At 36.5% G+C, this 24,638-nt stretch carries 25 protein-coding genes; 15 read left to right on the top strand and 10 right to left on the bottom strand.

Features of this window, described 5'->3' with window-relative positions; all coding sequences use genetic code 11:
- Positions 1-20 precede the first annotated feature (20 nt).
- Complete coding sequence (locus tag OK18_RS03145; protein WP_053327052.1) at positions 21-566, top strand: hypothetical protein; 546 nt, start codon at positions 21-23, stop codon at positions 564-566.
- Between the two features lie 45 nt (positions 567-611).
- Here OK18_RS03145 and aqpZ read toward each other — a convergent pair whose 3' ends face one another.
- Positions 612-1,328, bottom strand: a complete 717-nt coding sequence (aqpZ, locus tag OK18_RS03140) for an aquaporin Z (RefSeq protein ID WP_050020443.1) — start codon at positions 1,326-1,328, stop codon at positions 612-614.
- Between the two features lie 220 nt (positions 1,329-1,548).
- Here aqpZ and OK18_RS03135 point away from each other — a divergent pair, with 220 nt between their 5' ends.
- The 6 genes from OK18_RS03135 to OK18_RS03110 all read left to right on the top strand — a co-directional run bounded on the left by OK18_RS03135 (position 1,549) and on the right by OK18_RS03110 (position 6,566).
- A complete protein-coding gene (locus OK18_RS03135) occupies positions 1,549-2,169 on the top strand; it encodes a DUF5715 family protein (protein WP_053329279.1) in 621 nt (206 codons plus the stop codon).
- A 63-nt stretch (positions 2,170-2,232) separates the two neighbouring features.
- Entirely contained in the window at positions 2,233-3,006 is a 774-nt protein-coding gene (locus OK18_RS03130; protein WP_050019882.1) for a hypothetical protein, read from the top strand.
- 13 nt (positions 3,007-3,019) lie between these two features.
- Positions 3,020-3,643: a hypothetical protein gene (locus OK18_RS03125; protein ID WP_053327051.1), complete on the top strand. Its 624-nt coding sequence runs from the start codon at positions 3,020-3,022 to the stop codon at positions 3,641-3,643.
- A gap of 50 nt (positions 3,644-3,693) precedes the next feature.
- A complete protein-coding gene (locus tag OK18_RS03120) occupies positions 3,694-4,395 on the top strand; it encodes a sensor histidine kinase (protein WP_228377682.1) in 702 nt (233 codons plus the stop codon).
- The gene (locus tag OK18_RS03115) at positions 4,395-5,072 is read left to right on the top strand and encodes a response regulator transcription factor (protein WP_050019884.1); all 678 of its coding nucleotides are present in this window, start codon (positions 4,395-4,397) and stop codon (positions 5,070-5,072) included. The genes OK18_RS03120 and OK18_RS03115 overlap by 1 nt, the downstream gene beginning before the upstream one ends.
- 138 nt (positions 5,073-5,210) lie before the next feature.
- Entirely contained in the window at positions 5,211-6,566 is a 1,356-nt protein-coding gene (locus OK18_RS03110) for a phospholipase effector Tle1 domain-containing protein (RefSeq protein ID WP_053327049.1), read from the top strand.
- A 170-nt stretch (positions 6,567-6,736) separates the two neighbouring features.
- Here the strand turns inward: OK18_RS03110 and OK18_RS03105 are convergent, their stop codons facing one another.
- The gene (locus OK18_RS03105; RefSeq protein WP_053327048.1) at positions 6,737-7,867 is read right to left on the bottom strand and encodes a histidine decarboxylase; all 1,131 of its coding nucleotides are present in this window, start codon (positions 7,865-7,867) and stop codon (positions 6,737-6,739) included.
- Positions 7,868-8,101: 234 nt separating this feature from the next.
- Here OK18_RS03105 and OK18_RS03100 point away from each other — a divergent pair, with 234 nt between their 5' ends.
- The 7 genes from OK18_RS03100 (at position 8,102) to OK18_RS03070 (ending at position 19,051) form a co-directional block, all read left to right on the top strand.
- Positions 8,102-10,033: an ABC-F family ATP-binding cassette domain-containing protein gene (locus tag OK18_RS03100; protein ID WP_050019886.1), complete on the top strand. Its 1,932-nt coding sequence runs from the start codon at positions 8,102-8,104 to the stop codon at positions 10,031-10,033.
- Between the two features lie 139 nt (positions 10,034-10,172).
- Positions 10,173-10,526 carry a hypothetical protein gene (locus OK18_RS03095; RefSeq protein WP_050019887.1) on the top strand — a complete coding sequence of 118 codons (354 nt, stop codon included), beginning with the start codon at positions 10,173-10,175 and terminating at the stop codon, positions 10,524-10,526.
- 238 nt (positions 10,527-10,764) lie between these two features.
- Positions 10,765-13,149 (top strand): TonB-dependent receptor, encoded by a 2,385-nt coding sequence (locus OK18_RS03090; RefSeq protein ID WP_174441945.1) that lies wholly within the window; start codon positions 10,765-10,767, stop codon positions 13,147-13,149.
- A 26-nt stretch (positions 13,150-13,175) separates the two neighbouring features.
- Positions 13,176-13,730 carry a hypothetical protein gene (locus tag OK18_RS03085; protein ID WP_156173215.1) on the top strand — a complete coding sequence of 185 codons (555 nt, stop codon included), beginning with the start codon at positions 13,176-13,178 and terminating at the stop codon, positions 13,728-13,730.
- 177 nt (positions 13,731-13,907) lie between these two features.
- Positions 13,908-15,242: a trigger factor gene (locus OK18_RS03080; RefSeq protein WP_053327046.1), complete on the top strand. Its 1,335-nt coding sequence runs from the start codon at positions 13,908-13,910 to the stop codon at positions 15,240-15,242.
- Between the two features lie 113 nt (positions 15,243-15,355).
- Entirely contained in the window at positions 15,356-16,042 is a 687-nt protein-coding gene (locus tag OK18_RS03075; protein ID WP_053327045.1) for a hypothetical protein, read from the top strand.
- A gap of 150 nt (positions 16,043-16,192) precedes the next feature.
- Complete coding sequence (locus OK18_RS03070) at positions 16,193-19,051, top strand: M16 family metallopeptidase (protein WP_053327044.1); 2,859 nt, start codon at positions 16,193-16,195, stop codon at positions 19,049-19,051.
- A gap of 112 nt (positions 19,052-19,163) precedes the next feature.
- Here the strand turns inward: OK18_RS03070 and OK18_RS03065 are convergent, their stop codons facing one another.
- The 4 genes from OK18_RS03065 to OK18_RS03050 form a co-directional block, all read right to left on the bottom strand.
- Positions 19,164-19,673 (bottom strand): hypothetical protein, encoded by a 510-nt coding sequence (locus tag OK18_RS03065; RefSeq protein ID WP_053327043.1) that lies wholly within the window; start codon positions 19,671-19,673, stop codon positions 19,164-19,166.
- 5 nt (positions 19,674-19,678) lie between these two features.
- The gene (locus tag OK18_RS03060) at positions 19,679-20,122 is read right to left on the bottom strand and encodes a type VI secretion system amidase effector protein Tae4 (RefSeq protein ID WP_053327042.1); all 444 of its coding nucleotides are present in this window, start codon (positions 20,120-20,122) and stop codon (positions 19,679-19,681) included.
- 233 nt (positions 20,123-20,355) lie between these two features.
- Positions 20,356-20,940: a DUF3109 family protein gene (locus tag OK18_RS03055; protein WP_050019890.1), complete on the bottom strand. Its 585-nt coding sequence runs from the start codon at positions 20,938-20,940 to the stop codon at positions 20,356-20,358.
- 6 nt (positions 20,941-20,946) lie between these two features.
- Entirely contained in the window at positions 20,947-21,852 is a 906-nt protein-coding gene (locus OK18_RS03050) for a DUF6427 family protein (protein WP_053327041.1), read from the bottom strand.
- Positions 21,853-21,894: 42 nt separating this feature from the next.
- On the opposite strand from OK18_RS03050, the gene OK18_RS03045 reads away from it, so the two are divergent.
- Positions 21,895-22,128 carry a DUF6341 family protein gene (locus OK18_RS03045; protein WP_002976854.1) on the top strand — a complete coding sequence of 78 codons (234 nt, stop codon included), beginning with the start codon at positions 21,895-21,897 and terminating at the stop codon, positions 22,126-22,128.
- A gap of 82 nt (positions 22,129-22,210) precedes the next feature.
- On the opposite strand, the gene OK18_RS03040 is transcribed toward OK18_RS03045, so the two are convergent.
- From OK18_RS03040 to OK18_RS03025, 4 genes are all read right to left on the bottom strand, one after another.
- Positions 22,211-22,648: a universal stress protein gene (locus OK18_RS03040; RefSeq protein ID WP_050019891.1), complete on the bottom strand. Its 438-nt coding sequence runs from the start codon at positions 22,646-22,648 to the stop codon at positions 22,211-22,213.
- Positions 22,649-22,707: 59 nt separating this feature from the next.
- Positions 22,708-23,313 carry a fumarylacetoacetate hydrolase family protein gene (locus OK18_RS03035; RefSeq protein ID WP_050019892.1) on the bottom strand — a complete coding sequence of 202 codons (606 nt, stop codon included), beginning with the start codon at positions 23,311-23,313 and terminating at the stop codon, positions 22,708-22,710.
- An 81-nt stretch (positions 23,314-23,394) separates the two neighbouring features.
- Complete coding sequence (locus OK18_RS03030; RefSeq protein WP_050019893.1) at positions 23,395-23,793, bottom strand: putative signal transducing protein; 399 nt, start codon at positions 23,791-23,793, stop codon at positions 23,395-23,397.
- Positions 23,794-23,795: 2 nt separating this feature from the next.
- Complete coding sequence (locus OK18_RS03025; RefSeq protein WP_050019894.1) at positions 23,796-24,560, bottom strand: 3'-5' exonuclease; 765 nt, start codon at positions 24,558-24,560, stop codon at positions 23,796-23,798.
- Between the last annotated feature and the right edge of the window lie 78 nt (positions 24,561-24,638).

The raw sequence follows: 24,638 nt of genomic DNA, 5'->3' as shown, positions 1-24,638 counted from the left end.
TATTATACAACCTGTAAACAATGATCAAAATTGAAGAACTTGTTCACGCCTATATTTATTCCCATTGTGATTTTGAAAGAGAAATTGTATTGACGAATTATTTTCAGGGTGATTGGGAGGCAGACATGCTGATCATTGATGCTGCCGGATTCAGCCATGAAATTGAAATCAAGCTTTCAAAAAGTGATTTTAAAAATGATTTTAAAAAATCATATATCAATAAGGAAACCGGCGATCAGTTTTTAAAACATGATAAAATTTCCTGCGGGGATTATGTCTGTAATGCCTTCAGTTTTTTGCTTCCTATGGGTATGGTAGACCCGGCGATGATTCCCGGGCATTGCGGAATTATTGAATTTTATCACAATGCAGATACCTGGGAAACGGAGTTTTACCCTGTTCGTGAGCCTAAAAAACTTCACGAAGATTCATACTGGAAGCTGAATGATAAAGATCTTTTCATCAGGAAAATGGCTCTTAATCTGCTTCAGCGGAAAATGGAAATTAAGGGGAAACATGAGGAACTTATTTTTAAAAATCCTTTTGATATTAAAAAGATAAAATAAAATCCTGCCGAAGACAGGATTTTTTAGTTGTTATTATTTTTTTATTTAATCTGTTATTTCAGCGGTATCTCTTTGAAGTAAGAATTTGTAAATCAATCCACCTACTACTCCCCCTAAAATAGGAGCTGCCCAGAACAGCCAAAGCTGCGACATGGCAAGCCCGCCTGTGAAAACTGCCTGTGACAGAGATCTTGCGGGGTTTACAGAAGTGTTGGTAATCGGGATGGAGATCAGGTGAATTAAAGTAAGTGCAAGCCCGATAGCAATACCGGCAAACTTACCATTAGCCCATCTGTCTGTTGCCCCCATAATCACAATAAGGAAAAAGGCTGTTAATAAAAACTCAGCAAGGAATGCTGCTCCCATACTGAACGCCTTTCCGTTGTAAACAGCTTCTCCGTAAAAATTGGTTGCAAACGCTCCCGGTTGTGAGAAGTCAACTGCTCCGGCACCATTAAGGATGGTGTATAGGCAAGCCGCTGCAACGATAGCTCCCAGACACTGGGCTACAATATAAGGGATAAGGTCTTTTGCCGGAAATCTGCCGCCTGCCAGAAGTCCGAAAGAAACAGCGGGATTGAAATGGCCTCCGGAAATGTGCCCTACAGCATAAGCCATTGTAAGAACAGTGAGACCAAAAGCTAAGGCAACTCCCAAAAGTCCAATGCCAATGTCGGGAACGCCGGCTGCAAAGACAGCACTTCCACAACCTCCGAAAACAAGCCAAAATGTGCCGAAAAATTCAGCAAAAAGTTTTTTTATCATATTGTTTATTTTTAAAATGTATCTCAAATGTAGAATTTATATCTTAAAATAAAAAGATAAATCTGAAAAAATATTTCAAAAATAAGAGAACAAAGATTGTAAATTCAATAAATTGGTTTAATGTTTGTTTGGGATTTGTTCAGATAATATTATGATAGAAACTGAAAGATACAACATAAATGTTTTATCTTTCGTTAGTAATTTAAAAGGATGGTTAATGAGAAAGTTGCTTTGTGTGGTCTTTGTGCCTTTTATTTATAACTTACATTATTCGCAGACAGCCAAAAAAGCTTTTCCCTGCTATGATCTTACATCGGTATTGAAAGTGGAACCAACAGCTTTATATAGGCCTCATATTGATGCGTCGAAGAGCTTTGGGGTACAATTGTTGAAAGATTCTAAAACAGTTCAGAAATATATCAATAACGGGAAGTTTCACAAGATTAAAAAGACCGGAAAGGGATACCGTGTTCTGAAGCTTGATTACAGCAGAGCTTATATGGTTTCTAAAGCTAAAGCTACCCTCGAAAAGATAGGGGCCAGATTCAGCAAAGACACGAAAGGCGGAACATTTACAGTTTCTTCCATTACGCGGACTCTTGAAGACCAGTGCAGGCTGAGAAAGGTGAATTCGAATGCTTCACTGGGAATAAGCTCACATAACTATGGAAATTCATTTGATATTTCCTATATAAGATTCAATAATGTTCTTAAATATAATCCGAAAATGGAAGCGGCGTTGGAGAAAGTTTTAAAGTATTATGTGAATGCTGGTAGAATTTATTACATAAAAGAAAAGCAACAAAGTTGTTATCATATTACTGTAAGGAATTATTAATTAAAATCTTACTTGCGTAGGATTTTTAGTTTATTTATTTTTATAAAACTAAAAACTACCTACATGACAACATTAAACATCGTAGATTCTATGCTTTCTGCAAAAGATTGTCAGGATGCAGCAGATGAATGGAGCAAATGCTGCTCTGATTTTCTCAGAATGAAAAATTTGATTCCCACCCATTATGTTTTTGAGATTTCCGCAGAACACCTTCAATGGATGACCGGATTTAAAGAATATCCGGAGTTTTGTGCTGCAATGGGTATATATAGTAATAAGCTGATCCTGATTCTTTATCCGATGGATGAAAAAGGAGTAAGAATTCCGCTGGAAAGCTATCCGTATAACAACCTTTGTGAACTAGGGCAAGATCTGAAACTGCAGGAAACCCAGCAATATACGATTGTTAAAAATGCAATCCTTTCCAAAGATCTTCAGAATATTAATAAAAATGCAGATATGGCCTTTCCTGTTTCTGCGCAACCTGTTTTGCCGCAGGATAAAGCGATAGAAGCGATTGAAAAATGGAGATATGAAGGACTGGACTGGCTTTACAGAGAATATAAAGAGAATAATGGTGAAGGAATATTTAAAAAATTCTATGTTCCTACAGCTGATTTATGCCTTTCGGATTCAACATTAACAGGGATTACATGTTCTTTTGGACTAAGATACAATGATATTTATGGGAAAATGCTGGTTACCCTGATTTTTATCTCCTTCCGTGTGGATCTTCAAAATGCTGAGAGTGCTGAAATCATCTCCAATACATATGACTGGGCAAAACCATGTCCGCCTGTATGCCGTATACCGGATGCAGGAATGAATAATTGGTAATTAGAGTGTAAGGATGGCTGATCTTTATAGGGCAATCTTATTCCTGAACTATGGACTGCTCCTGTCTGTTATACTACTGGGAGCAGTGAAGTATCGCATTTTAAACAATAAGGAGAAGCCCTATTTTCATTATATTGCTTTTCTTTTTTTTATTGAATTGCTGAACCTTATTTTGCCTTATATTTTCAACCTTAATGATACTTCATTTATTTATCCTTTTTACATTGCCGGAGAATTTTTCTTATTGACAGCCTTATTTATCAGGAAACTGAACGTGCCTAAATACTACCTTCTTCTGGCCGCCGCCCTTGCTTCAGGTTTTATGATTTTAAAATATGGAGCAGGCATCCCTGCGAATGCAGACATTGTAAAAGTAATTTCCAACATCATCATCATTTGTCTTTCAGGAGCCATTTTAATCAGGGAAATTAAAGACAGTCCTTCTCAAAACCGATTTTTACCGGCAGATGCCTGTATTTTTTTCTATTACTCTGTTTCTGTATTCTTTTTTATTGTTCAGCATCAGATTGCCCATCTGTCTGAAGATGATTATCTTATTATTCTCAGTGCCAATAATGTTCTTTCAAGTATTTTGTACTGTTCATTTTTATATATTTTTATCAAATTAAAGAAGTAACTTTAAATATTAACCTGCTGATACTTATAATTGTTACCATAGCAATTATAGTGTCTTTTATTTTGCTCGCGTACAGAGCTTTTATCAGCAGGATCATACAAGAGAAAAATACCCGGCATAAGGCTGAGGTCCTTCATCAGAAAAAGCTGGTACTGGAAAATATAAGGGCCCAGGAAGAAGAGCGAAAGAGAATAGCGGTGATGATTCATGATGATATCGGAAACCGGCTAAACATTCTTTCTTTATGGCTCAATAACCTGGATACAAAAGGAGATGAACTGATTAAGAAAAATATTTATACCCAGATGTCTTCCCTGATTGATGCAGCCAGAAGCATTTCCCATACCCTGTATCCCGTCAACCTCGAATCTGTAGGGCTGGTATTGTATGTGGAAGAACTGATCGCTAACCTTTCCCATAAAATCAATATTTCTTTACAGGTAATGCCCGGATACGAAAAGAAAGATCTTTTTATAGAAGTACAGCTATACCGGATTATCCAGGAGTTTACTACAAATGTTATCAGGCATTCCACAGCAACAGATGTATGGATCTATATAAAAGATTACCCGCAGAATATGGCGGTTGTAATCTCAGATAACGGCCAGGGCTTCGATTATGAACAGGTGAAAAAAGGAATGGGAATCAAGAATATTGAATCCCGTATCAAGTCTATGAATGCTGCCCATAAATGGAAAAATACTTTTTTAAATAAAGGAAGCCGTCTAATCATAAAAATTCCCAAAACATAATGAGTTCCCAAATTAAAATAGCCCTGATTGATGATGAACAGCTGATCCTGGAAGGAGTGAAAATGCTGCTGTCAAATGAAAAAAATATATCAGTATGCCTCACCTCAGATAACGGGTCCAGTTTTATAGAATCACTGGACAAACTTTCAAAACATGATTTCCCGGATATTGCCCTTGTAGATGTTCAGATGAAACCAATGAACGGCTTTGAGCTGGTAGAGATTCTGAAAGAAAAATACCCGGATCTTAAAATCATTATCCTTTCTTCCCACTATAAGACATCTATTCTTGGTTATATGGTGAAGCTGGGAGTCTCTGCCTTCCTTCCTAAAAATTCAAACAGGAAAACTTTTATTGATGCGATCACAATGGTAGATAAAAACGGTGTGTTTTTTACAGCGGAAGACCATCAGATGCTGTTTACTTATATGAATGGTTCTGCCAAGAAAAACTCACTCTTTGAAAGCGAAGATGAATTGTCTGAGCGTGAAAAAGACGTAGTAAAATTAATCTGCCAGGAATTTACCAACAATGAAATCGGAGAAAAATTATTTATCAGTCCCAGAACTGTAGAAAGCCACCGGCAGCGTATTCTTGAAAAAATTGGTGCCAGAAATACAGTAGGCATTGTTATTTATGCTATCGTTAATAATATCCATCCTTTAGAAAAAATATAATGGAGATTCCGTAGAAATACGGAATTTTTTATTTAGTACTTTTCACTCTAGCCTGGCTTTTTTTTCTTCAGTTATTTTGAACGTTTTCCCTATAGGGGAATTTTAAATAGAATTGATCTATAAAAACACAAGCAGGATATGAATAAAAATAGTGATGATAACAGTGTGATTTCTGTAGGTATTTTTTTTGATGATACAGGCAACAATGGCATGAACGTCCTGTCTCCGGATAAACTATTGGATAATAATGAAAGCTATTATGGTGCTTTTACTAATATTTACAAGTTATACAGTTTATTTATTGGAGATGAAAGATTATATATTGAAGGAATTGGAACGGTAACAGGAAGCGAAGATAATAATTTTGCCATGGCAACCTGTGCTAATCCACCTTATGGTAATGGCTATTCTTCTGATGATAAACTCCAGAAAGCAGAAAATTTTGTGCAGGAAATATTCAGCAGGGGCCATGGGGAATATCATTTTTATCTCTACGGATTTGGCAGGGGAGGAATGCTGGTGAGAACTTTTTGTAATCGGTTGTTAGCTCATTATTCTACAGAATATATCAAAATCAGGTTTTTGGGAGTTTTCGATACAGTAGAATCCAAGCCTTTCAATACCTATGATCTGAGCCTGTCTCAGAAGGTAGAACGTTCACTGCATCTTTGTGCCGTTAATGAATCCAGGTTCTTTTTTCCGCTCACCGGTTTTTTTGAAAATTCAAAAGCCATGCTGGATCAGCAATACCGAAGTGGTGATGTCGTATGGAAAGAAATCTTTGTTCCCGGTGCTCATGCTGACGTAGGCGGAGGATACCTGGATGGGCCGCAATCAGTGTTTATTTCAACAGATTTTATCAATGCTGAAGATGTGAGGAACTATATTTCGGATATCAGAAATGCCAAAACCGATGCAGGAGGAATCCGGATCTGGGATGCCTTGCTTTCCGGTTACCGGATTAAGAAAGGAGACACCTATTCTCAGGCTTATATTACCAGGGATAAAGTTTACCATGATCTCTCGAAGGTATATGGAAAACTCATGCTTGAAGAAACCAATGACACATCAGTAGTTTTTAGTACAGATACTGGTCTGTACTTTGAACAGGGCAGTGGAAAACATGCCTTTCTTAGCCATTTTTATACAGAGCTCAGAAACTATGCAAAATACCTGTTGCCGGAAATGAAACCTGTATACGACTATGAAAAATTTACAAATTATATCCATATTTCTTCCAATTTCGGACTGTATAGTGAAGCTTTGCTGAAGAAATCTCATCAGGAAATTAATGCAGAACTGATCAATAACGGACTGAATGTTTCCAGCAGCACGGTTCTGAACAAAGATAACCAGACAAGACTTTCTGTAGAGCTTCACTTACCCGAAGATAGTTTTGTTGCAGATTTCCTGTATGGAACCAATGTTCCTAATAACGATATCTGGATCCGTTCTATTGTAAAAAGTACGGTTACCCAAAAAGTAATCCAATAAATATGTGTTAGTACTTTTCAATTTTAAATTTAGGTTATGAGGGGCACCTTTTTAAGGGTGTCTCTTTTTTTAGCCTTGGCCTCTGGTTTAATATCTATAAAAAAACGGCTCCATCCTAGAACCGTTTTGTGATATTTTTACAACGCAACTATGATTTTTTTTGAACCAGTTTATTTCCGATAATTGACGTCGTTCTTTAAATCTGTAATAAAAGAATCTATCATATCTTTTGTGATTCCCGGTCTGATAATGAGGTGGCTGAATGCACCATGAGCTGCCAATTGCCATTTATACTGGAGTGCCTTGCTTACGCGGGGAAAAATTATTGTAAGGGCGTTCGGATTGCGCAAGGCTTTAATTCCAAGATGGTTTATTTTGATCTGGGTATACGCCGCTAAATTAAGACACTCATTAAGCTGATGATGAATTCCTTCTGTACCAACGGTTCTGATCATATACCATATTATCAGAGGAGTAATGGCATTACGTGATCCGGTAATCGTATCATCTAAACTGTCCAGAACATCCACATAATTTGAAATTCTTTCTTTATTGTGCTTTAGTACAATGATTATTCCACAGGGAATAGGGGACCCTAGAAATTTATGTCCGCTTACAATAATAGAATCCGCTCCTTCACTAAAATCAAAATGCGGTTTTGGAGATAAAAACTGGGCATAACTCCCACAAAATGCAGCATCACAGTGGATATAATATTTTTTTACTTTGCATTTGCCTAAAATGTCCTGGATAGGTTTGATATCATCCTTTGCCTCCTTGAAGGTGGTCCCAATATTGGCAATGATGATTGCAGGCTGATCCTGATGGAGCAAGATTTTCTCTTCAAAATCTTTATAATCTATCTCTCCGTGAGGCTGGGATTTTACTTTTTGATAATTTAAGCCTAATATATCAATATTTTTTTCAATACTGTAATGGGATTCTTCAGAAAAGTAAACCACCCCTCCGGGATATAAACGCTTGGCTAAATAAAGTGCATAAAGATTACCTTCTGAGCTGCCATTGGTAACGTACCCCCAATAATTATTTTCCGGCGCCTTTAGTAAATTGGCAAAAAAATGGATGACCTCTCTTTCTATAGAATGCGTATTCATATGGTGAGACCCGTCCATATAAAACGGATCTCCGGCGTTGTTTACAGGATATTGAAGGAATTTATAAAGCAAAGAATAATCAAAGTTAAGTGTTACAGGATATCCCAATAGATGATTTTTTCTTTCTTGCAAATGATTTTTTAATTCATCAATTCTGTTTTTGTCTTCTGGTGTCAAGTTTTTCATGATATAGATATTTGTGTATCCTATAAAGATAATTGATAATTATTGTTTTTTCACTAAAATGAGAATAAAATTTATTAATATTGCCAGGATGCTGATGGATGACAGGTAAATAATTGGAGGTAATGAATAAATTCTGAATTAAAGATATATATCCGTCAGATTCTCCTATTCATTTCTTTTTCCGTATTTTTGCACCCGGAAATTCATACTCAGTATTAACTATTAATTAAAAAAATGCTTTCGGTTCAAGGTTTAGGATTACATCATTCGGGAAATTATTTATTTCAAAATGTAAATTTCACCATCAAAAAGGATGATAAAGTAGGTTTGGTGGGGAAAAATGGAGCAGGAAAATCTACTTTGTTGAAGATGCTTTCCGGGGAAATCAATTTCTACGAAGGGGATGTGGTAACCGAAGGAAGTATTACCATCGGTTTCCTGAAACAGGACCTTGATTTTGTAAAAGGGAGGACTGTCTGGGATGAAACCATGCAGGCCTTTGAGCAGATCAATGCATGGAAAAATGAACTTGAGGAGGTTAACCATCAAATGGCAACAAGAACCGACTATGAAAGTGATTCTTATACCGATCTGATTAATAAAATGACCGAGCTGAATGATCTTTTAATGAACCATGATGCCTACAATCTGGAAGGAGACATGGAAAAAGTTTTGTTTGGGCTAGGATTTAAGGCTGATGACTTTCATAAAATTACTGATGAGTTTTCAGGAGGTTGGAGAATGAGAATTGAACTGGCAAAATTACTTCTTCAAAAGAATGACATCATGCTTCTCGATGAGCCTACCAACCACCTTGATATGGAATCTATCATCTGGCTGGAAAACTTCCTGAAAGACTATCCGGGGGCTATTGTCCTGGTAAGCCACGATAAGCAGTTTATGACGGCAGTATGTAACCGTACTTTTGATATCAACAACAAAAAGGTGGATGACTACAAAGCCAATTATTCAAAATATCTGATCATGAGAGAAGATCGCCGCGAAAAACTGATTCAGGCTAAAAAGAACCAGGATGCGGAGATCAAACAAATGGAAGATAATATCAATAAATTCCGTGCAAGTGCTACCAAAGCATCATTTGCCCAGTCCCTGATCAAAAAATTAGATAAAATTGAACGTATCGAAGTGGATAATGAAGATGTTTCAAAATTCAATATCCGTTTTGTACAATCTATGGTTCCGGGGAAGGTGATTTTTGAAGCGGAAAACCTTGGAAAAGCTTATGGTAATAAGCAAATTTTTGATAATGTGGACTTTATTGTTCAAAGAGGAGACAGAATTGCACTTTTAGGGCAGAACGGGCAGGGAAAAACAACACTGGCCAAAATTTTGGCGGGAGATATTAAAGATTACTCAGGAACCTGGAATCTTGGACATAACGTAAACATCGGATATTTTGCCCAGAATCAGGAAGAAGTACTGACCCCGAATAAAACAGTTTTGGAAGAAGCAGAAGATGCTGCAACCGAAGAAACGAGACCCAGAGTAAGGGATTTATTAGGATCTTTCCTGTTCCAGGGAGATGCCGTTTCCAAGAAAACAAAAGTTCTTTCCGGAGGAGAAAGGAACCGTCTGGCCCTTTGTAAATTATTGCTTCGTCCTTTTAATACACTGATTATGGACGAACCTACCAACCACCTGGATATTCAGTCTAAAGAAATCATTAAGCTGGCATTACAGAATTTTGAAGGCACATTAATTGTGATTTCTCACGACAGGGAATTCCTTCAGGGTCTTTGTGATAAAATATATGAATTCCGTGATGGAAAAATGAAAGAATTCCTAGGGGATATCAATGAGTATCTTGAATACAGACAAAAGGAAACCATCAGAGAAATTTCTGCTGAAAAAGCTAAACTTCATCATGAAGAAGTAAAGGCAGAGCCAAAGAAAGCTGAAGAAAAACCTGTTGTCAGCAGTAACCAGACTTCTGGTATCATCAGTAAAGAACAAAAAAATATTCAGAATAAAATAAAAAAAGTTGAAGAAAGAATTTCCGATCTCGAAATTAAAATAGAAGAGATGGAAGCTTCTTTTGCCAAAGAGAATCCTTCCGAAGAAACTTTAGAGAAATACAATAAAGCTAAAGAAGAGCTGGATACAGCTTTACAGGAATGGGAATATCTTGGAACCCAATTAGATTAATGATATCAATGCTTCATACTCAATTATGAAGCATTTTTTGTAACTTGTTATGAATCATTTATACATATTGTCCGTAATCATATAAGTAATTTAATACAAGTTTGGCCTGACAATTAAATTATTTTCATAATTTTGAAGCATGATTAAAGAAAGCAGAAATTTTAAGAGTTTTATCTCCAGGCTATTGTTTGGAGTGTATTTCCTCGCGCTGCTTTCTCAAAGCTTTCACCATCATGACTCTGTGGATTATTTTAAGGCTTTTAACCTTAAAAAAACAGAGAACACAATGACGAAAGCCGCTACTAAAGAGAAAGCCGGCGACTGTCTGGCCTGCCACTTTTTGGCTACCGGACATTCATTAGCTCCTGAAGACTTCAGTTTTACTTTAGAGCACTATACTCATGAAGTAAAGCAGATTATTGCTATTCAGGAGAAAATCTGGTCTCAGACCAAATTCACTTTTCAGCTTCGGGGGCCTCCCGCAATTTCATAATTCACAGTTTCTACAGGGTTTAAGGTGCAGTGCCTTAAGTTTAATGTTACAAGTTTAAGGTTTAAAGCTGTTGGCAACACGATTGCTTTTTAGCTGCTAGTTGGTATTTATATAATAAAAACCTCAATCAGCTCTAATTCTAGCTCCTAATTCCTCATACTTTGTATAATTAACACCCCTTTCATAAATTTTAACGAAAATGTACCTGTTGAAAAGGTACGCAATCAATCTATTTACAATGAAATTGATATATTGCCTGTTGCTGATCTTTTGTGGATCAGTATTTACAAGCGCACAAAAAACGTATACTGTAGAGGGAACCGTCCAGGACTTTCACGATAAGGCCATGTTGGAAAATGCAGTTATTAAAATCGGAAGCTTTACATCCAGAACCAATAAGGAAGGTAAATTTTCTTTTGATAAAATCCCTGCAGGAAAGTATACCCTCATTGCACAGCATCCTGATTGCAATGATTATACTGAAAATATAGGAGTTGATCGGGATATCCACTTAGCCATCACCTTAGAGCACCATACCGGTGATATCGAAACCATAACCTTGCATGGAAGCCACAAATCTAAAGGCTCTGTGGTAATGAAAACACTGGATAAAGCTGATATTGAAAGGAATTCTACAGAAAATCTGGGAAATATTCTTTCTAAAATTTCAGGAGTAGCTGTACTGAAGACAGGGAATAACATTACTAAACCTGTGATTCATGGTCTCTACGGAAGCCGTATCTCCATTATGAATAATGGGGTGAAAATGGCAGAACAGGAATGGGGTGCTGAACATGCTCCTAATGTGGATGTCAATGATTTTGAACATATAGATGTTATTAAAGGTGCATCTGCATTGAAATACGGGAACGATGGAGTGGCCGGAGTAGTCCTTTTGGAGCCGTTACTGCCTCCTAAGAAAGATACTTTAATGGGAAATGTGAAGCTTTCCGGTATTTCTAATGGAAGAGGAGGGGAAATCTCGGCAAATGCCTTGAAGGCCTGGAAAAACCAATGGTTTGTTAAAGCCGGAGGAAGCTATAAAAAGCTCGGAGACCTTTATATTCCGCATCATACGCTCCAGAATACCGGAGCAGAAGTAAATTCCTTTAATTTTTCTTTTGGAAATCATAGCTTTATGCAAGGATTTGATATCTCTTACAATGGTATTAACCAGGAGTTCGGAATTTATAAGGGAGCACATCTAGGAAATAACTATGATGCTTATATGGCGATGAACTTCGGACAACCTTATTTTCTGGATGATTTCAGTTACGATATTGGTAATCCCAAACAAAATGTAGAGCATCATATTATAAAACTTTCCGCCTACAAGCGTTTTGCAGATTTTGGGAAAATTACATTCCAATATAGCTTTCAGCTGAACAGACGTAAGGAATATGACATCAGAAAAGGTGATCTGAAAGATATTCCTTCCATGGATTTGAGGCTGATAACACATTCAGCTTCTTTAACTCATCTTCTGGAACGGGCAAACTGGAGTCTGGAAAGTGGAATTTCTGCCGGATTTCAGGATAACTATCCCAATCCTGCTACGAAAGCAAGGCGTTTAATCCCTGACTACTACCGGTATGATGCAGGAGTATTTTCTGTATTTAAATATCGTTTCAGCCCTGTGTTGAATGCAGAAGCCGGAATAAGATATGATTTCAGCAGATATGACGCCTACAAATATTATGATGCCAAAGAATGGAATGATAAGTACGCCTCTGTATTTCCGCAGTTCTATGTACAGAAGAATGACAGCAGAATTTTAGCGCGTCCTATATTTGATTATCATAATTTTTCAGCCAATATCGGTTTGAATTATAAACCTTCTAAAGATTTTGATCTTAAATTTAATTTTTCAAGAATCAGCAGAACCCCGAATCCCGCAGAGTTATTTGCAGACGGGCTTCACCATTCTGCCGCAATTATTGAAAAAGGAGATCTAAGAATCAGACAGGAAGAAGTATATAATGCCAACCTGTCGCTTACAGGAAGATTGAATGTACTGAAAGGATTACAGATAGAAGCCAATCCGTACATTATGTTTTCGGATGGATTTATTAATCAAATGCCGGTAGACTTTCAGAATACAACCAGGGGAAGTTTTGCGGTATGGGAGTACCAGCAGGTAAAAGCCAGAATTTACGGAATTGATGCAGATGCACAGCTTAACATTCTGGATAATTTGAAATGGACAACCGGATTCAGTGCATTAAGGGGGGACGACCTTACAAAAAATGAACCATTGATCCTGATGATGCCGATGAACCTGAGAAATTCATTAGAATTTAAACTGAACAAACCTTACAATTTCTACGTTAGACTGGAAAATGAAAATGTATTTAAGCAGAATCGTTTCCCAATCAGGGACCAAACGGTGCAGTTTATCGAGGATAAAGAATTGGTGACGAGAGTCATTGATTATAGTTCCACACCGGCAGCTTATTCCATATTTAATGCGTCCATAGGTGCAGACCTATTCAAAAATCTGAATCTGAATTTCAGAATCAATAATATTTTCAATAAAGAGTACAGAGAATATCTTAACAGATTGAGGTATTATATGCCGGAATCGGGAAGAAATGTAGTGCTTACTCTTAAATACAATTTCTAATTATTAATATTTAAAATTAAATTAAAATGAAAAAATTTTTCAACATATCACTATTATTATTGGCAGCCATTTTATTATTCTCATGTCGTGACGGAAGCAGCGATATTCCTGAAGATATCCACGAACATGAAGAAATAGGAAAAGTGGTGGTAACCGTAACCAATAAAGCGAATGGAAATGTACAGACGGTCAATGTAGTCAATGGAGAAACGGCCGACCATCTTCACCTTGATCAGGGCCAAACCTATACGGTAGCTCTTGATTTTCAAATCAAACATGATGACCACTATCATAGTTCAGATGAGATACTGGAAGAAAAAGATATGCACTTTATCACCTATAAATTTTCAGGTGCTGATATAAAAGTAAAAAGAACGGCGGATGACATTATAAGAACAGATGGTAAAAAACTAGGGCTTAAAACTGAATGGACAGTAGCAGCTGCGGCCACTGGTAAAGCTAATATTACTCTTGTACACGGGCCTTCCTCTGTGAATGATAATTCCCCTTCGGCAGACAATCAGCTTGGAAGTACTGTAGGCGGTGAGAGTGATGTGGATATCTTTATAGATTTTCACTAATATTTATCAAAAATAAGCTACACTGTCAATAGAACATATGTAGTTATATGTAATGTGGAAAGCCACTGATTTATTCAGTGGTTTTTTATTTAACAATTTTTGACGTTTTAAGTTGATTTTAAATGAGTGATTTTCATAAAAATTTCCTATTTTTGCAACCTAAAATTTTAATCAATAATGAAGGTTACCGCACAAAACCATGATAACGTAAGTGCATTACTTACAGTAACATTGGAGAAATCTGACTACAAAGAAAGAGTAGAAAAGCAATTGATTAATTATGCTAAAAATGCGCAAGTTCCTGGATTCAGAAAAGGGAAAGTGCCTTTGAGTATGGTTAAAAAACAATATGAAGCTGGTATTGCATTTGAAGAAATCAACAAACAGGTTTCTGATGCTTTGAACAACTATGTTAATGAAAACAAATTAAGATTAGTTGGTCAGCCAATTCCTCAGCCCGTAAACGAATTCGATTACAATGCTGATCAGCTGGAAGTTGCTTTTGAAGTTGGGTATGAGCCTGAATTCACTATAGATTTAGCTAAATATGAAGCCCCTCACTATAAAGTAGAAGCTTCTGAAAAAGAAATCAACAAGAGCATTGAAAACATGCAGAAGCGTTTCGCAGAGCAGGTTCCTCAAGATAAAATCACTAAAGATTCTTATATCGCTTTAGAAGTTTCCCAGGTTGTAGAAGAAGATGCTGAAGGGGAACACCACCACCATCCAAAAAACATTACCATTACAGCTGAAAACAAAGAAGCTTTCAAATTGGTAAAAGGTTTGAAAATGGACGGATCTGTAAAAGTGTCTAAAGAAACTCTAGCCGGAGATGAAGAATTAGCTAAGGAATTAGGATTCAGCAAAGAAGAAGTAGAGCACCTGCACCACAATGAAGTAGAAGTAAAAGTAAAAGATTTCTATTCATTAAACTTAGCTGAATTAAACGAAGAATTATTCGATAAAGTATACGGAGAAGGAAACATCAAGACTGAAGAAGAACTTAAAGAAAAAGTAAAATCAGAACTGGATGAATACTTCCAGCAAAATGCTGATGTTCACTTTGTGAATAAAGTATTGGAGCAGATTACAGAAAAAGAAGAAGTAACACTTCCTGAAGCTTTCCTTGTAAAATGGTTAATGTTCTCTAACCAGAATATCCAGTCTGAAGAGCAGGCTAAAGAAATTCTTGAAGCAGAGAAAAACCAGTTGAGATATCAGATCATCGAAGGTAAGCTAATGACGGATAACGAAATCCAGTTAGATTATGCTGATGTATTGGCACAGGCTGAGCAATTGGTGAAAAACCAATTGGCCATCTATGGAATTCACCACCTGGGAGATGAAGAAATTCAGAAATATGCTGTTGAAATGCTGAAAGATCAGGAGCAGGTGAGACAAATCTCTTCAGAAGTAGCTATGGCTAAATTAAAAGATGTAATTCTTGAAAAAGCAAGCAAAAAAGAAACTAAAATTTCCCACGACGAATTTTTAGAAGAGCTTAAAAAATAATTATACACAGATATAATATTAAACCGTCAATATTGACGGTTTTTTTATTTTAATAAACGTAGGTATATATGTCAGCCAATATTCATATATTTATCCCCTAAACTATTATGTATATGAAAAAGATCATCATTCCATTTTTCTGCGCTGTACTTTTTTCCGTTCCGGCAGCTGCTCAGAAAAAAGAAGCTGTTTCTGCTAAGACAGAAGCCGTAAAATCAAAATTAACGGCTAAAGAAGTTATTGATAATTACTTCAAAGCTTTAGGAGGAAAAGATAAATTGGAAGCTGTAAAGTCTATCGTTACAGATAACACGCTAAGCGTACAGGGAATGGAAATTACAATGACCACTAAAAAGATGGGAAATAAATTCAAATCTGTACAGTCGGTAATGGGACAGCAGATGGTTCAGCTTTTTGATGGGGAAAAAGGATATTTTGAACAGATGGGAAATAAGACAGATATTCCTGCTGACAAAATAGCTGATTTGAAAAAAGCAAAACCCATAGAAGCATTGGCCTTTGATCCTGCTAATTTCCAGAACGTAACCGTTGAAAAACTAGACGGAAAAGATTATAATGTACTTTCTTCTGATAAAGGGAAGTTTTATTTCGATGCGGCTACAGGACTTTTATATAAAACAATGGCAGGTGAAGGTAATGTAATAGTGAAAAGTTATATGACCGTAGACGGATTACAGTTTCCGGCAGAAGTAGATGCAGAAGGAGGAGGCCAGAAGGTGAATATCAAAACTACCAAAGTGGTCATCAACTCCGGAGTTACGGACGCTGATTTTAAATAAAATTACTTTTTTAAGATATAAAAACCGGGCATTACCCGGTTTTTTTAATATATTAATAACTTTTAACTCAACTTTAACTATAAAAATAGATTCGGTGATTTCCTTACCTTATGAATAATTGGTAGTTTTAAGCCGTAAATAATTAATACCATGAAAAACGTTTTATCCTCATTTGCAGTCATTGTTTTAATGTCTTCAAATGTTTTTGCACAGAATATCCCTGTAGATCCTTCTGTAAGAATCGGTACCCTTTCCAACGGAATGAAGTACTATATTAAGAAAAATACATTACCTGAAAAGAAAGTGGATTTTCGCCTGGCTATTAATGCCGGATCTATTCTTGAAGACGAAAATCAAAGAGGTCTGGCCCATTTTATGGAGCATATGAACTTCAATGGGACGAAAAATTTTCCTGACAATAAACTAGTTGACTTCCTGCAATCTATCGGTGTAAAATTCGGACAACACCTTAACGCTTATACCAGCTTTGATGAAACGGTTTATATGCTTCCCGTTCCTCTGGATAAACCCGGTAATCTGGATGCAGGGCTGAAAGTGATGGAAGACTGGGCGTTTAATGCTACACTTTCGGATGAACAAATCAATAAAGAAAGAGGCGTTGTTTTGGAAGAATTAAGGCTTGGCTTAGGAGCTGATAAAAGAATGGCTGATAAGTATCTTCCGAAACTTTTGTACAACTCTCAATATGCCAACAGGCTTCCAATCGGAAAAAAAGAAGTGCTCGAAAACTTTAAACCGGATGTTATCAGGAAGTTTCACCAGGATTGGTACAGACCGGATCTGATGGCCATTGTAGTGGTAGGAGATATCAATGTGGATGAAGTTGAAAAGAAAATCAAAGATAACTTCAGTAAATATAAAAACCCGTCAAAGCCCAGAGAAAGAAAGACTTTTGACCTTCCTAACCATAAAGAAACATTAGTGGCCATTGAAACTGATCCGGACGCTACCAACTCTATGGTGCAGTTTATCATGAAAGATGCAGAGGCTTATAAACCCGATGTAACCATTGAGCAATATAATCAAAGTATTGTGGAAGGGCTTTCCACCACTATGCTGAATAACAGGCTGAAAGAACTTATCAATTCTACCAATCCTCCTTTTACTTTCGGATCCGTATATCATGGCGGAACGTATGCCAGAAGTAAAGAAGCGTTTCAGGGATTTGCCATGGTGAAAGAAGGGAATCAGCTTAATGCACTGAAAGTGTTACTGGAAGAAGTGGAAAGGGCAAAGAGATTCGGGTTTACACAATCTGAGCTTGACAGGGCAAAGGCGCAGATGCTTTCCAATCTGGAAAGATCTTATAATAACAGGGATAAAACGGAAAGCGATATGTTGGTAGATGAATATGTAAGAAATTTCCTGGAGCAGGAACCTATGCCGGGGATTGCCTGGGAATATGAAGATACCAAATCCTTCCTTCCAACAGTAACGCTTGCACAAACCAATGAGGTCATCAAGAAAATGGTAAAAGATGACAGCAGGGTAATTGTCATCACCGGTCCTAAGAAAGATAATATCTCTATGCCAACAGAAGCCATGGTTCTTAATACCTTTGAAACCGTGAAAATGGCAGATCTTAAGCCATATGAAGAGAAAGCAACTATTAAAAATTTAGTGAAACCTTTCAAATCAGAAGGGAAAATTGCTAAAACAGAGACAGATGACAAGCTGGGAACAACCACCTGGACATTGAGCAACGGCGCTAAAGTAACCTTCAAAAAAACTGATTTCAAAGATGATGAAATCGTGTTTACAGCAAGAAGCTTGGGAGGAAGTTCTCTGATTCCGGATGCAGATTTTAATAAAACCCAGTTCGCTTTTTCAGCTTTGACAGAAGCAGGAGTAGGAGGGTTCTCTAAAGCTGATCTTACCAACTATCTGGCAGGAAAGCAGGTGAGCGTGAACCCTTCAGTAGGAACCCTGTATGAAGGAATTTCAGGAAGAACGAACCAAAAGGACTTAGGAACGGCAATGGAACTGATGTATGCCTATTTTACCAGCCTGAACTATAACCCGGCGGCTTTCAATGCTTACAAGGATAAGCAATCTGCCATGCTTAACAATCTATTGTCTAACCCACAAGCCTACTTTTCTAATGAGCATGCCAAGTTCATGAATCAGAAAAATCCAAGATTTATCGGATTATTCCCCATGGAAAAGGACTGGGCGAATACAGATTACAAAAAAGCATATGATATTTATAAAGAAAAATTTGCCAATGCCGGAAACTTCCAGTTTTATTTTGTGGGAAATATAGATGAAGCGAAATTTAAAAATGAAGTCTTACAGTATATTGCAAGCTTGCCATCATCAGGAAAGACTACAGCTTTTAAGGATACCGGATACAGACAGTTGACCGGAGACTATACAAAAGTGTATAAAAAAGGAAAAGATCCTAAGAGTATGGTGACTATCTCTTACAGTGGAGAAGCTCCTTATAATGAGAAGGAAGCACTTGCTTTATCAGCTCTTGGGGAAGTGGCAACCATCAAAGTGATCGAAAAACTGAGAGAAGATGAAAGCGGTATCTACGGTGGTGGAGCAAGAGGAGGTATGAGTAAAGTTCCTTACAGCAACTATAATTTCAGTATCAGTTTCCCATGTGGTCCTGAAAATGCTGAAAAACTGACAAAGAGCGCTATTGCCGAACTTCAGAAATTAATTGATAAAGGACCTGAGCAGAAGGACCTGGATAAATATAAAGAAGGAGAATATAATGACAATAAAACCGAGCTTAAAGATAATATGTTCTGGCTGAATTCTATCGCCAGGAACCAGTTAGATGGAAGTGATAAATATGATATCCTGAACTATCAGGATAAAGTTAAAGCTCTTACGGTAAAAGATCTTCAGGATGTGGCTAAAAAGTATCTTTCCAAAGGAAAAGTAATCGCAATGCTTATGCCGGAAGATGGCTGGGAAAAAGTTAAGAAAACTGATGCAAAAGCAGAAGTTACAGGAGCAACGGTTGTGAAACAATAGTTTTTAGCCTTGTTTATAATAAAAAACCGCAGCATATGCTGCGGTTTTTTATTATTATAATATTGAGCTTTTCTATATTTAAATGTGGGGAAATATTTCTGATATAGAAATCTTAATCATGAGCAAAACCATTAAAATCTTTTTCATCAGTACCTGTATCAGCACATACAAATGAGTGTGTTAAAGTTTTATTTGTAATAATGATACTGTCTTTTTTAAATAAAATACCTTGCATACCTGTTCCACATATAGTATTGCTGTTTTCTGCACCAAAAATTTTTCTTTCGTCCTGTGTTGCCATGTTTCCAAGAATAATCAAAGTATGTTTTACTCCTACATCTGGATAAGAGAAATTTTCAACTTTATTTTTATCCCTTCGTAAAAAATAACATGGTGGCTTAATTTTTATATTACCGGATAATTTATATTTTTTGGAGTTAATGCTTAATTCAGCCTTTCCATTGTCATTTGTTAATTCCAATAATACTCCATCAATAATGGCTGTATCAGTTACTATTACTGCACTTTTTTTAGTAATAGGTTGAGTGTATCCTTTTTCCTGATTTTTTTTACAGGAAAAAGATATTAAAGATATGATGAGTACAAGGCAAGTATTTTTCATAATAGTTATATTAAAGCCCAAAACCAGATTTCTGTTCCTCTCCACAAATAATCTAAAGCATCTCCACCTTTTAAAGATATTCCATTCCAAATGTCGATGTGATCTGTGCCTCCTGACCACCCATCTTTAATAAAAATTATTCCCTTTCCATTCTTAAAGGATTTATTGCCCATTTTGGGGTATTTTTTTCTCTCCAGTTTCAATCTGTTCCCAAATATTTCGGGATGCATGTAAATCCAATCAGCCAGCTCTTGAGCCCTCAGTATATGCTTAAAACCATCTTTATGTTTCTCCCAGCATTTTACTCCTTTAAAGGACATTAAATCAACACCTGATTTATGAAGAGCTTCACTCATCCTGATTGCACACTGGTTCGGAAATAATGCTATATTACAGGGATGGGAGCCTTTTCCCGGATGATTTTTCCATAGCTCGTCAAATCGTACCATAATATAAGTTTTAGTATACTATCAAATATAAAAATATAAATCAAATCTATGGGATTAATTTTTATTATATTTAAGTGCTTTGTTATAGTAAATTATATTTTTTTTAATTTAATGTGTGGCTTTGTAGGTTAGCTGCCTGTAAAATTGATTAGGGAAGATTAGTGCAATGTATCAATATAGCAAAACCGTAGTACATACTACGGTTTTTATTATTTCATTCAAATCCTGACTGGTTAAGAACCATACTCTTTTTTCCATTCATCGGCAGCTTCGCTCAGAACGGTATAAAATTCTTCTCCATATTTTCTTATCAGTGGAGTTTTTAAGAATTTATAAACCGGAACCTGAAGTTCTTTTCCAAGAGTGCAGGCATCACTGCATACGTTCCATTCATGGTAGTTTAAAGCCGTGAATGCAGAATATTCTGTAACTCTGATAGGATAAAGATGGCACGAAATAGGCTTTTGCCAGTCTACAGCACCGTCTTCATATGCTTTTTCAATACCACATTTGGTAATTCCTTTCTCATCGAAAGTCACATAAGCACACTCCCGGTCTTCCACCATGGGAGTAACATACATTCCGTCGTGTGGATCAGTAGTCCATGTTCCTTGTTCTTCAAGGGCTTTAATACCTTCCTGGGTCAGATAAGGTTTTATTTTGTCGAAAATACTGTCCAGTATTTCCAGCTCGTTTTTATCCAACGGAGCCCCTACATCTCCTTCCACACAACATGCACCTTTACACTTGGTAAGGTTGCAAACAAATTCTTCGGAAAAGATTTCCTCAGAAATCAATTTATCGTCTATCTGAATCATAATTTTTTAAAATAAGTCAAAAACGGTACCGGCCTTGAAGGTCAGCAAGCTGATAATGATAAGCCATAGGCTGGCTTCCTGCATCCAGTACTTCGGTAAAAATCTCATCATTCTGCTCAGGATAATACTCGATGGAAATGCCAACAGCAGCAAATATTCATAGTTTTTATTCATATACAGAATAATCGTGATCAGCTGAGCAACAGAAAATACAAGCAGAAAGGTGTATTTATATCTGCTGATCGGGCTTTTTTTGTTGTAATTTTTAAAATGATCATATACTGCATAGATCAGCATCAGCACTACAGGAATCAAAGGTAATAATTCTGTATAATCTGTCACAGGTTTCATTTTTCCGAATGGGAAATAATCTATATTCCAGGAAGTAAACTGTACAAAATACATCACGGAGAAATAGCTGAATGTGATCAGAATAATCCCCAAAAGAAACCTGAAAAGGTTCAGCCCTATTCTGGCAGAAGTAGCCACTACGTGAATGATCACAAAAACGGCCATAGGCCAGGTGGTAGGGAGGAAGATAAAATTCAGGGCAACAATAGCTCCCACCAGTACATATGACTTCTTCCTGATATCTTCATCTGCACTCGTCAAAAGAAGAATAAGAAAAGAATTGGTAAGCAGGGAAACCGCAATTCCTATATCTAAATTCCCCGGATACAGCCCAAAAATAAAAAAGGTGTACAGGAACAAAGGAAGATGGGTCTGATAATTAAGCGCAATACTGTGAAAACAAAAATATCCCAAAGCAATTCCCAGAAAAGTAATCCCGGCAACAATTGCTTCGTAAGTATTGAAATTCAGTATGTTAAATATTACGACTACTAAAAGAAGGCAACCAATATAAACAGGGATTGAAAAAATATTGCTTTCTTTTGAAAGTAATTTAAACATTTTTTATAAATTTGTACAAAGTTAATTTAAAAAAGGAAAATAATGACGTCTTTCTTTCTATTCTTAAGCAAAGTTTTCAAATGGTCTTTCGGTTTCTTTGATGCTTTCGGTAATGTTTTAAACTGGATCCTATTTATTGTTTGCTGTGTATTATTTACATATTGGTGCTATGTTCTGGTGGTTACACTAGGTGGTGACAAGGATAAAGACTATTATTCTCCAACGGAAGGTAAGCATCCTTACTATGATCCGAATATCTATAAAAAAGAAGGTTAATTAATTGGTTATATAGTAAAAAACCGATCAAATAATTTATTTGATCGGTTTTTTTATTACTAACGATTAAAATTTTCTGTTTTTAAGCATGAATAGGCAGTACTAACACCGGAACAGGCGAACTTTTGGTCAGCCCTTTAGTTAAGCTTCCGACAAATACATCATAAATTCCGCTTCTTCCGTGTGATCCCATCACAATATAATCTGCATTTTTTGCTTTGGCATATTCCAGAATGATATCTTTGGCAAGACCTTGTTTTAAAAGGTGCTCACAATCAATATCATGGGCAATTATCCTCTGCTCAATTTTATTAAGCTGAATAAGTTCCTCTCTGATCTCGTTGGCTTCCACTTCCGGAAAATACTGGAATCCCATATCACCGATAGCAAAGCCAATGTCTGATGGTGCTACATGGATCAGATAGATTCTGCCGTTAATCTGTTTTGCAAATTTTATGGCACCATCTACCAATTGGTCTGTTTTGTCCCCAAAATCTACGGGTAATATAATATTGATCATAACCTTTCATTTTGTTACCTAAAGATAGGAAAAATTTACCAGACTTTTATGTTAAATACTTATAATATTCGGATATCAAGAATTTTTTCATCCTGAAGGTAAGCTTCCAGGATATCATTTTCATTTACTTTTCCTACTCCTTTCGGAGTTCCCGTGAAAATAAGATCACCTACCCTTAAGGTAAAATACTGAGAAGCAAAGGCAATAATATCATCAATATTAAATATCATATCTTTTGTATTTCCATCCTGCACCTTTTCTTTGTTTTTCAAGAGTGAAAAAGACAGTTTTTCAAGGTCATAATTTTCTTTTTTGAAGAAATTACCTACCACAGCTGAGCCGTCAAAACCCTTGGCAAGCTCCCACGGAAGTCCTTTGGACTTTAATTCACTTTGAAGATCCCGTGCTGTAAAATCGATTCCAAGGCTAAGTTCTTCATAATGTTTGTGAGCGGTTTCTTTCCGGATATATTTTCCGCCTTTTGAAATCTTAACCACAACTTCCAGCTCATAGTGGATATCATTGGAAAATTCGGGAAGGTAAAAATCATTTCCTTTTAAAACTGCTGTATCAGGCTTTATAAAAATGACAGGCTGTTCCGGAATCTCGTTTCCTAATTCTTTGGCATGTTCACTGTAGTTTCTTCCTATGCAGATAATTTTCATAATTTTTTATTTTATTTCAGATATTGACCATCTGATCGAAACACTTTTATTTAAAAAACAGACTCATATAATTTTTGAGGACTAACGGGTAAATTCATTTCCACAATAATAACATTTAAATGTATGGCTTGTCAGAAAGGAAATCCCAAAGAAGCTGGTTGCACTGTCGTCCCTGTAAATATGATTGGAGCCGCATCGGGGACATACAAAATCAAATCCGGGATGATCAATGGTGTGTTCTACCTCCAGGGCAAATTTTTCATTATCATGGTATTCCTGAAGGACTTTTTTTGCCTGCTCTATATCATCTTCAAAAACCTGAAGCTGGATGCCGCCTACAGCTTGAGAAAGCAGCCAATCCGATTGGATAAGCTGTTCATTCGCAATGAAACTGTTGATTCCGTTTTCAGCCAGTATCTGTTTGTCCCTGTTGGCTTCAAGGGCAGTTTCATAAAATTTAAAACGGACAAGATCAGACATTCTTAAAATTTAGCAGATAATTGAATTTTAGTAAATACTTTCTTAGTATACAGCGGGAAATCGGCATTCTGAAGCCACCCGAAATATCCTAAATCTTTCTGGAATATTACCTTTACACATTGTCCCTTATATTTTCCAAAATTAAAAACTTCTTCAAGTTTCTCATTGTATCCGATAAATCCGGCAAGGTCCGCATGTTTATTATGGAAGGTAAATTCACTTAAAGGGCCTATTTCATTAGGAATATCATCATATTTTCCCACCTGGGCATCCAATACCTCAAATGTGGCCATCACATCAGCTTCTGCAGAATGGGCATTTTCCAATGTTTTTCCACAATAGAACTGGTAGGCCGCTCCCAGGTTTCTGGGTTCTTTTTTGTGGAAAATAGTCTGCGCGTCCACTAATCTGAATTTGCTAAGATCGAAATCCATTCCCACCCGTAACAGCTCTTCTGCCAAAAGAGGAACGTCAAACCTGTTTGAATTAAAGCCTCCCAGATCACTTCCGGTAATCATTTCCATAATTTTGGGAGCAATTTCTTTGAAGGTAGGAGCATCCTTTACATCTTCATCATAAATTCCGTGAATTTCGCTGCATTCTTTTGGAATGGGCATTTCCGGATTTATACGCCATGTCTTGCTCTCCCTGGAAGCATCAGGATTTACCTTTAAGATACAGATCTCAACGATTCTGTCTTTTCCGATATTTGTACCTGTAGTTTCCAGGTCAAAAATACAAAGCGGTTTATGGAGTTTTAAATTCATGTTGTTGATTAATAATTTGAAATGTGTTTTAATTTGAAAATGAGATTGTGTATTTATTTTAGTCTCATATGTATTTTT

This window comes from Chryseobacterium gallinarum (genome assembly GCF_001021975.1).
GTDB lineage: Bacteria > Bacteroidota > Bacteroidia > Flavobacteriales > Weeksellaceae > Chryseobacterium > Chryseobacterium gallinarum.
Note: the sequence above shows the minus strand (reverse complement) of the source record. Positions and strands in the feature narration are given on the sequence as shown.

What these genes read in the sequence shown, in the direction of transcription:
- OK18_RS03035 (WP_050019892.1), bottom strand. Translation starts at nt 23,313, where the DNA reads ATGAAAATTATCTGCATAGGAAGAAACTACAGTGAACATGCCAAAGAA.
- OK18_RS03115 (WP_050019884.1), top strand. Translation starts at nt 4,395, where the DNA reads ATGAGTTCCCAAATTAAAATAGCCCTGATTGATGATGAACAGCTGATC.
- OK18_RS03125 (WP_053327051.1), top strand. Translation starts at nt 3,020, where the DNA reads ATGGCTGATCTTTATAGGGCAATCTTATTCCTGAACTATGGACTGCTC.
- OK18_RS03055 (WP_050019890.1), bottom strand. Translation starts at nt 20,940, where the DNA reads ATGATTCAGATAGACGATAAATTGATTTCTGAGGAAATCTTTTCCGAA.
- OK18_RS03100 (WP_050019886.1), top strand. Translation starts at nt 8,102, where the DNA reads ATGCTTTCGGTTCAAGGTTTAGGATTACATCATTCGGGAAATTATTTA.
- OK18_RS03085 (WP_156173215.1), top strand. Translation starts at nt 13,176, where the DNA reads ATGAAAAAATTTTTCAACATATCACTATTATTATTGGCAGCCATTTTA.
- OK18_RS03110 (WP_053327049.1), top strand. Translation starts at nt 5,211, where the DNA reads ATGAATAAAAATAGTGATGATAACAGTGTGATTTCTGTAGGTATTTTT.
- OK18_RS03135 (WP_053329279.1), top strand. Translation starts at nt 1,549, where the DNA reads ATGAGAAAGTTGCTTTGTGTGGTCTTTGTGCCTTTTATTTATAACTTA.
- OK18_RS03090 (WP_174441945.1), top strand. Translation starts at nt 10,765, where the DNA reads ATGAAATTGATATATTGCCTGTTGCTGATCTTTTGTGGATCAGTATTT.
- OK18_RS03130 (WP_050019882.1), top strand. Translation starts at nt 2,233, where the DNA reads ATGACAACATTAAACATCGTAGATTCTATGCTTTCTGCAAAAGATTGT.
- OK18_RS03095 (WP_050019887.1), top strand. Translation starts at nt 10,173, where the DNA reads ATGATTAAAGAAAGCAGAAATTTTAAGAGTTTTATCTCCAGGCTATTG.
- OK18_RS03050 (WP_053327041.1), bottom strand. Translation starts at nt 21,852, where the DNA reads ATGTTTAAATTACTTTCAAAAGAAAGCAATATTTTTTCAATCCCTGTT.
- OK18_RS03040 (WP_050019891.1), bottom strand. Translation starts at nt 22,648, where the DNA reads ATGATCAATATTATATTACCCGTAGATTTTGGGGACAAAACAGACCAA.
- OK18_RS03045 (WP_002976854.1), top strand. Translation starts at nt 21,895, where the DNA reads ATGACGTCTTTCTTTCTATTCTTAAGCAAAGTTTTCAAATGGTCTTTC.
- OK18_RS03070 (WP_053327044.1), top strand. Translation starts at nt 16,193, where the DNA reads ATGAAAAACGTTTTATCCTCATTTGCAGTCATTGTTTTAATGTCTTCA.
- OK18_RS03065 (WP_053327043.1), bottom strand. Translation starts at nt 19,673, where the DNA reads ATGAAAAATACTTGCCTTGTACTCATCATATCTTTAATATCTTTTTCC.
- OK18_RS03025 (WP_050019894.1), bottom strand. Translation starts at nt 24,560, where the DNA reads ATGAATTTAAAACTCCATAAACCGCTTTGTATTTTTGACCTGGAAACT.
- OK18_RS03030 (WP_050019893.1), bottom strand. Translation starts at nt 23,793, where the DNA reads ATGTCTGATCTTGTCCGTTTTAAATTTTATGAAACTGCCCTTGAAGCC.
- OK18_RS03080 (WP_053327046.1), top strand. Translation starts at nt 13,908, where the DNA reads ATGAAGGTTACCGCACAAAACCATGATAACGTAAGTGCATTACTTACA.
- OK18_RS03145 (WP_053327052.1), top strand. Translation starts at nt 21, where the DNA reads ATGATCAAAATTGAAGAACTTGTTCACGCCTATATTTATTCCCATTGT.
- OK18_RS03060 (WP_053327042.1), bottom strand. Translation starts at nt 20,122, where the DNA reads ATGGTACGATTTGACGAGCTATGGAAAAATCATCCGGGAAAAGGCTCC.
- OK18_RS03075 (WP_053327045.1), top strand. Translation starts at nt 15,356, where the DNA reads ATGAAAAAGATCATCATTCCATTTTTCTGCGCTGTACTTTTTTCCGTT.
- OK18_RS03105 (WP_053327048.1), bottom strand. Translation starts at nt 7,867, where the DNA reads ATGAAAAACTTGACACCAGAAGACAAAAACAGAATTGATGAATTAAAA.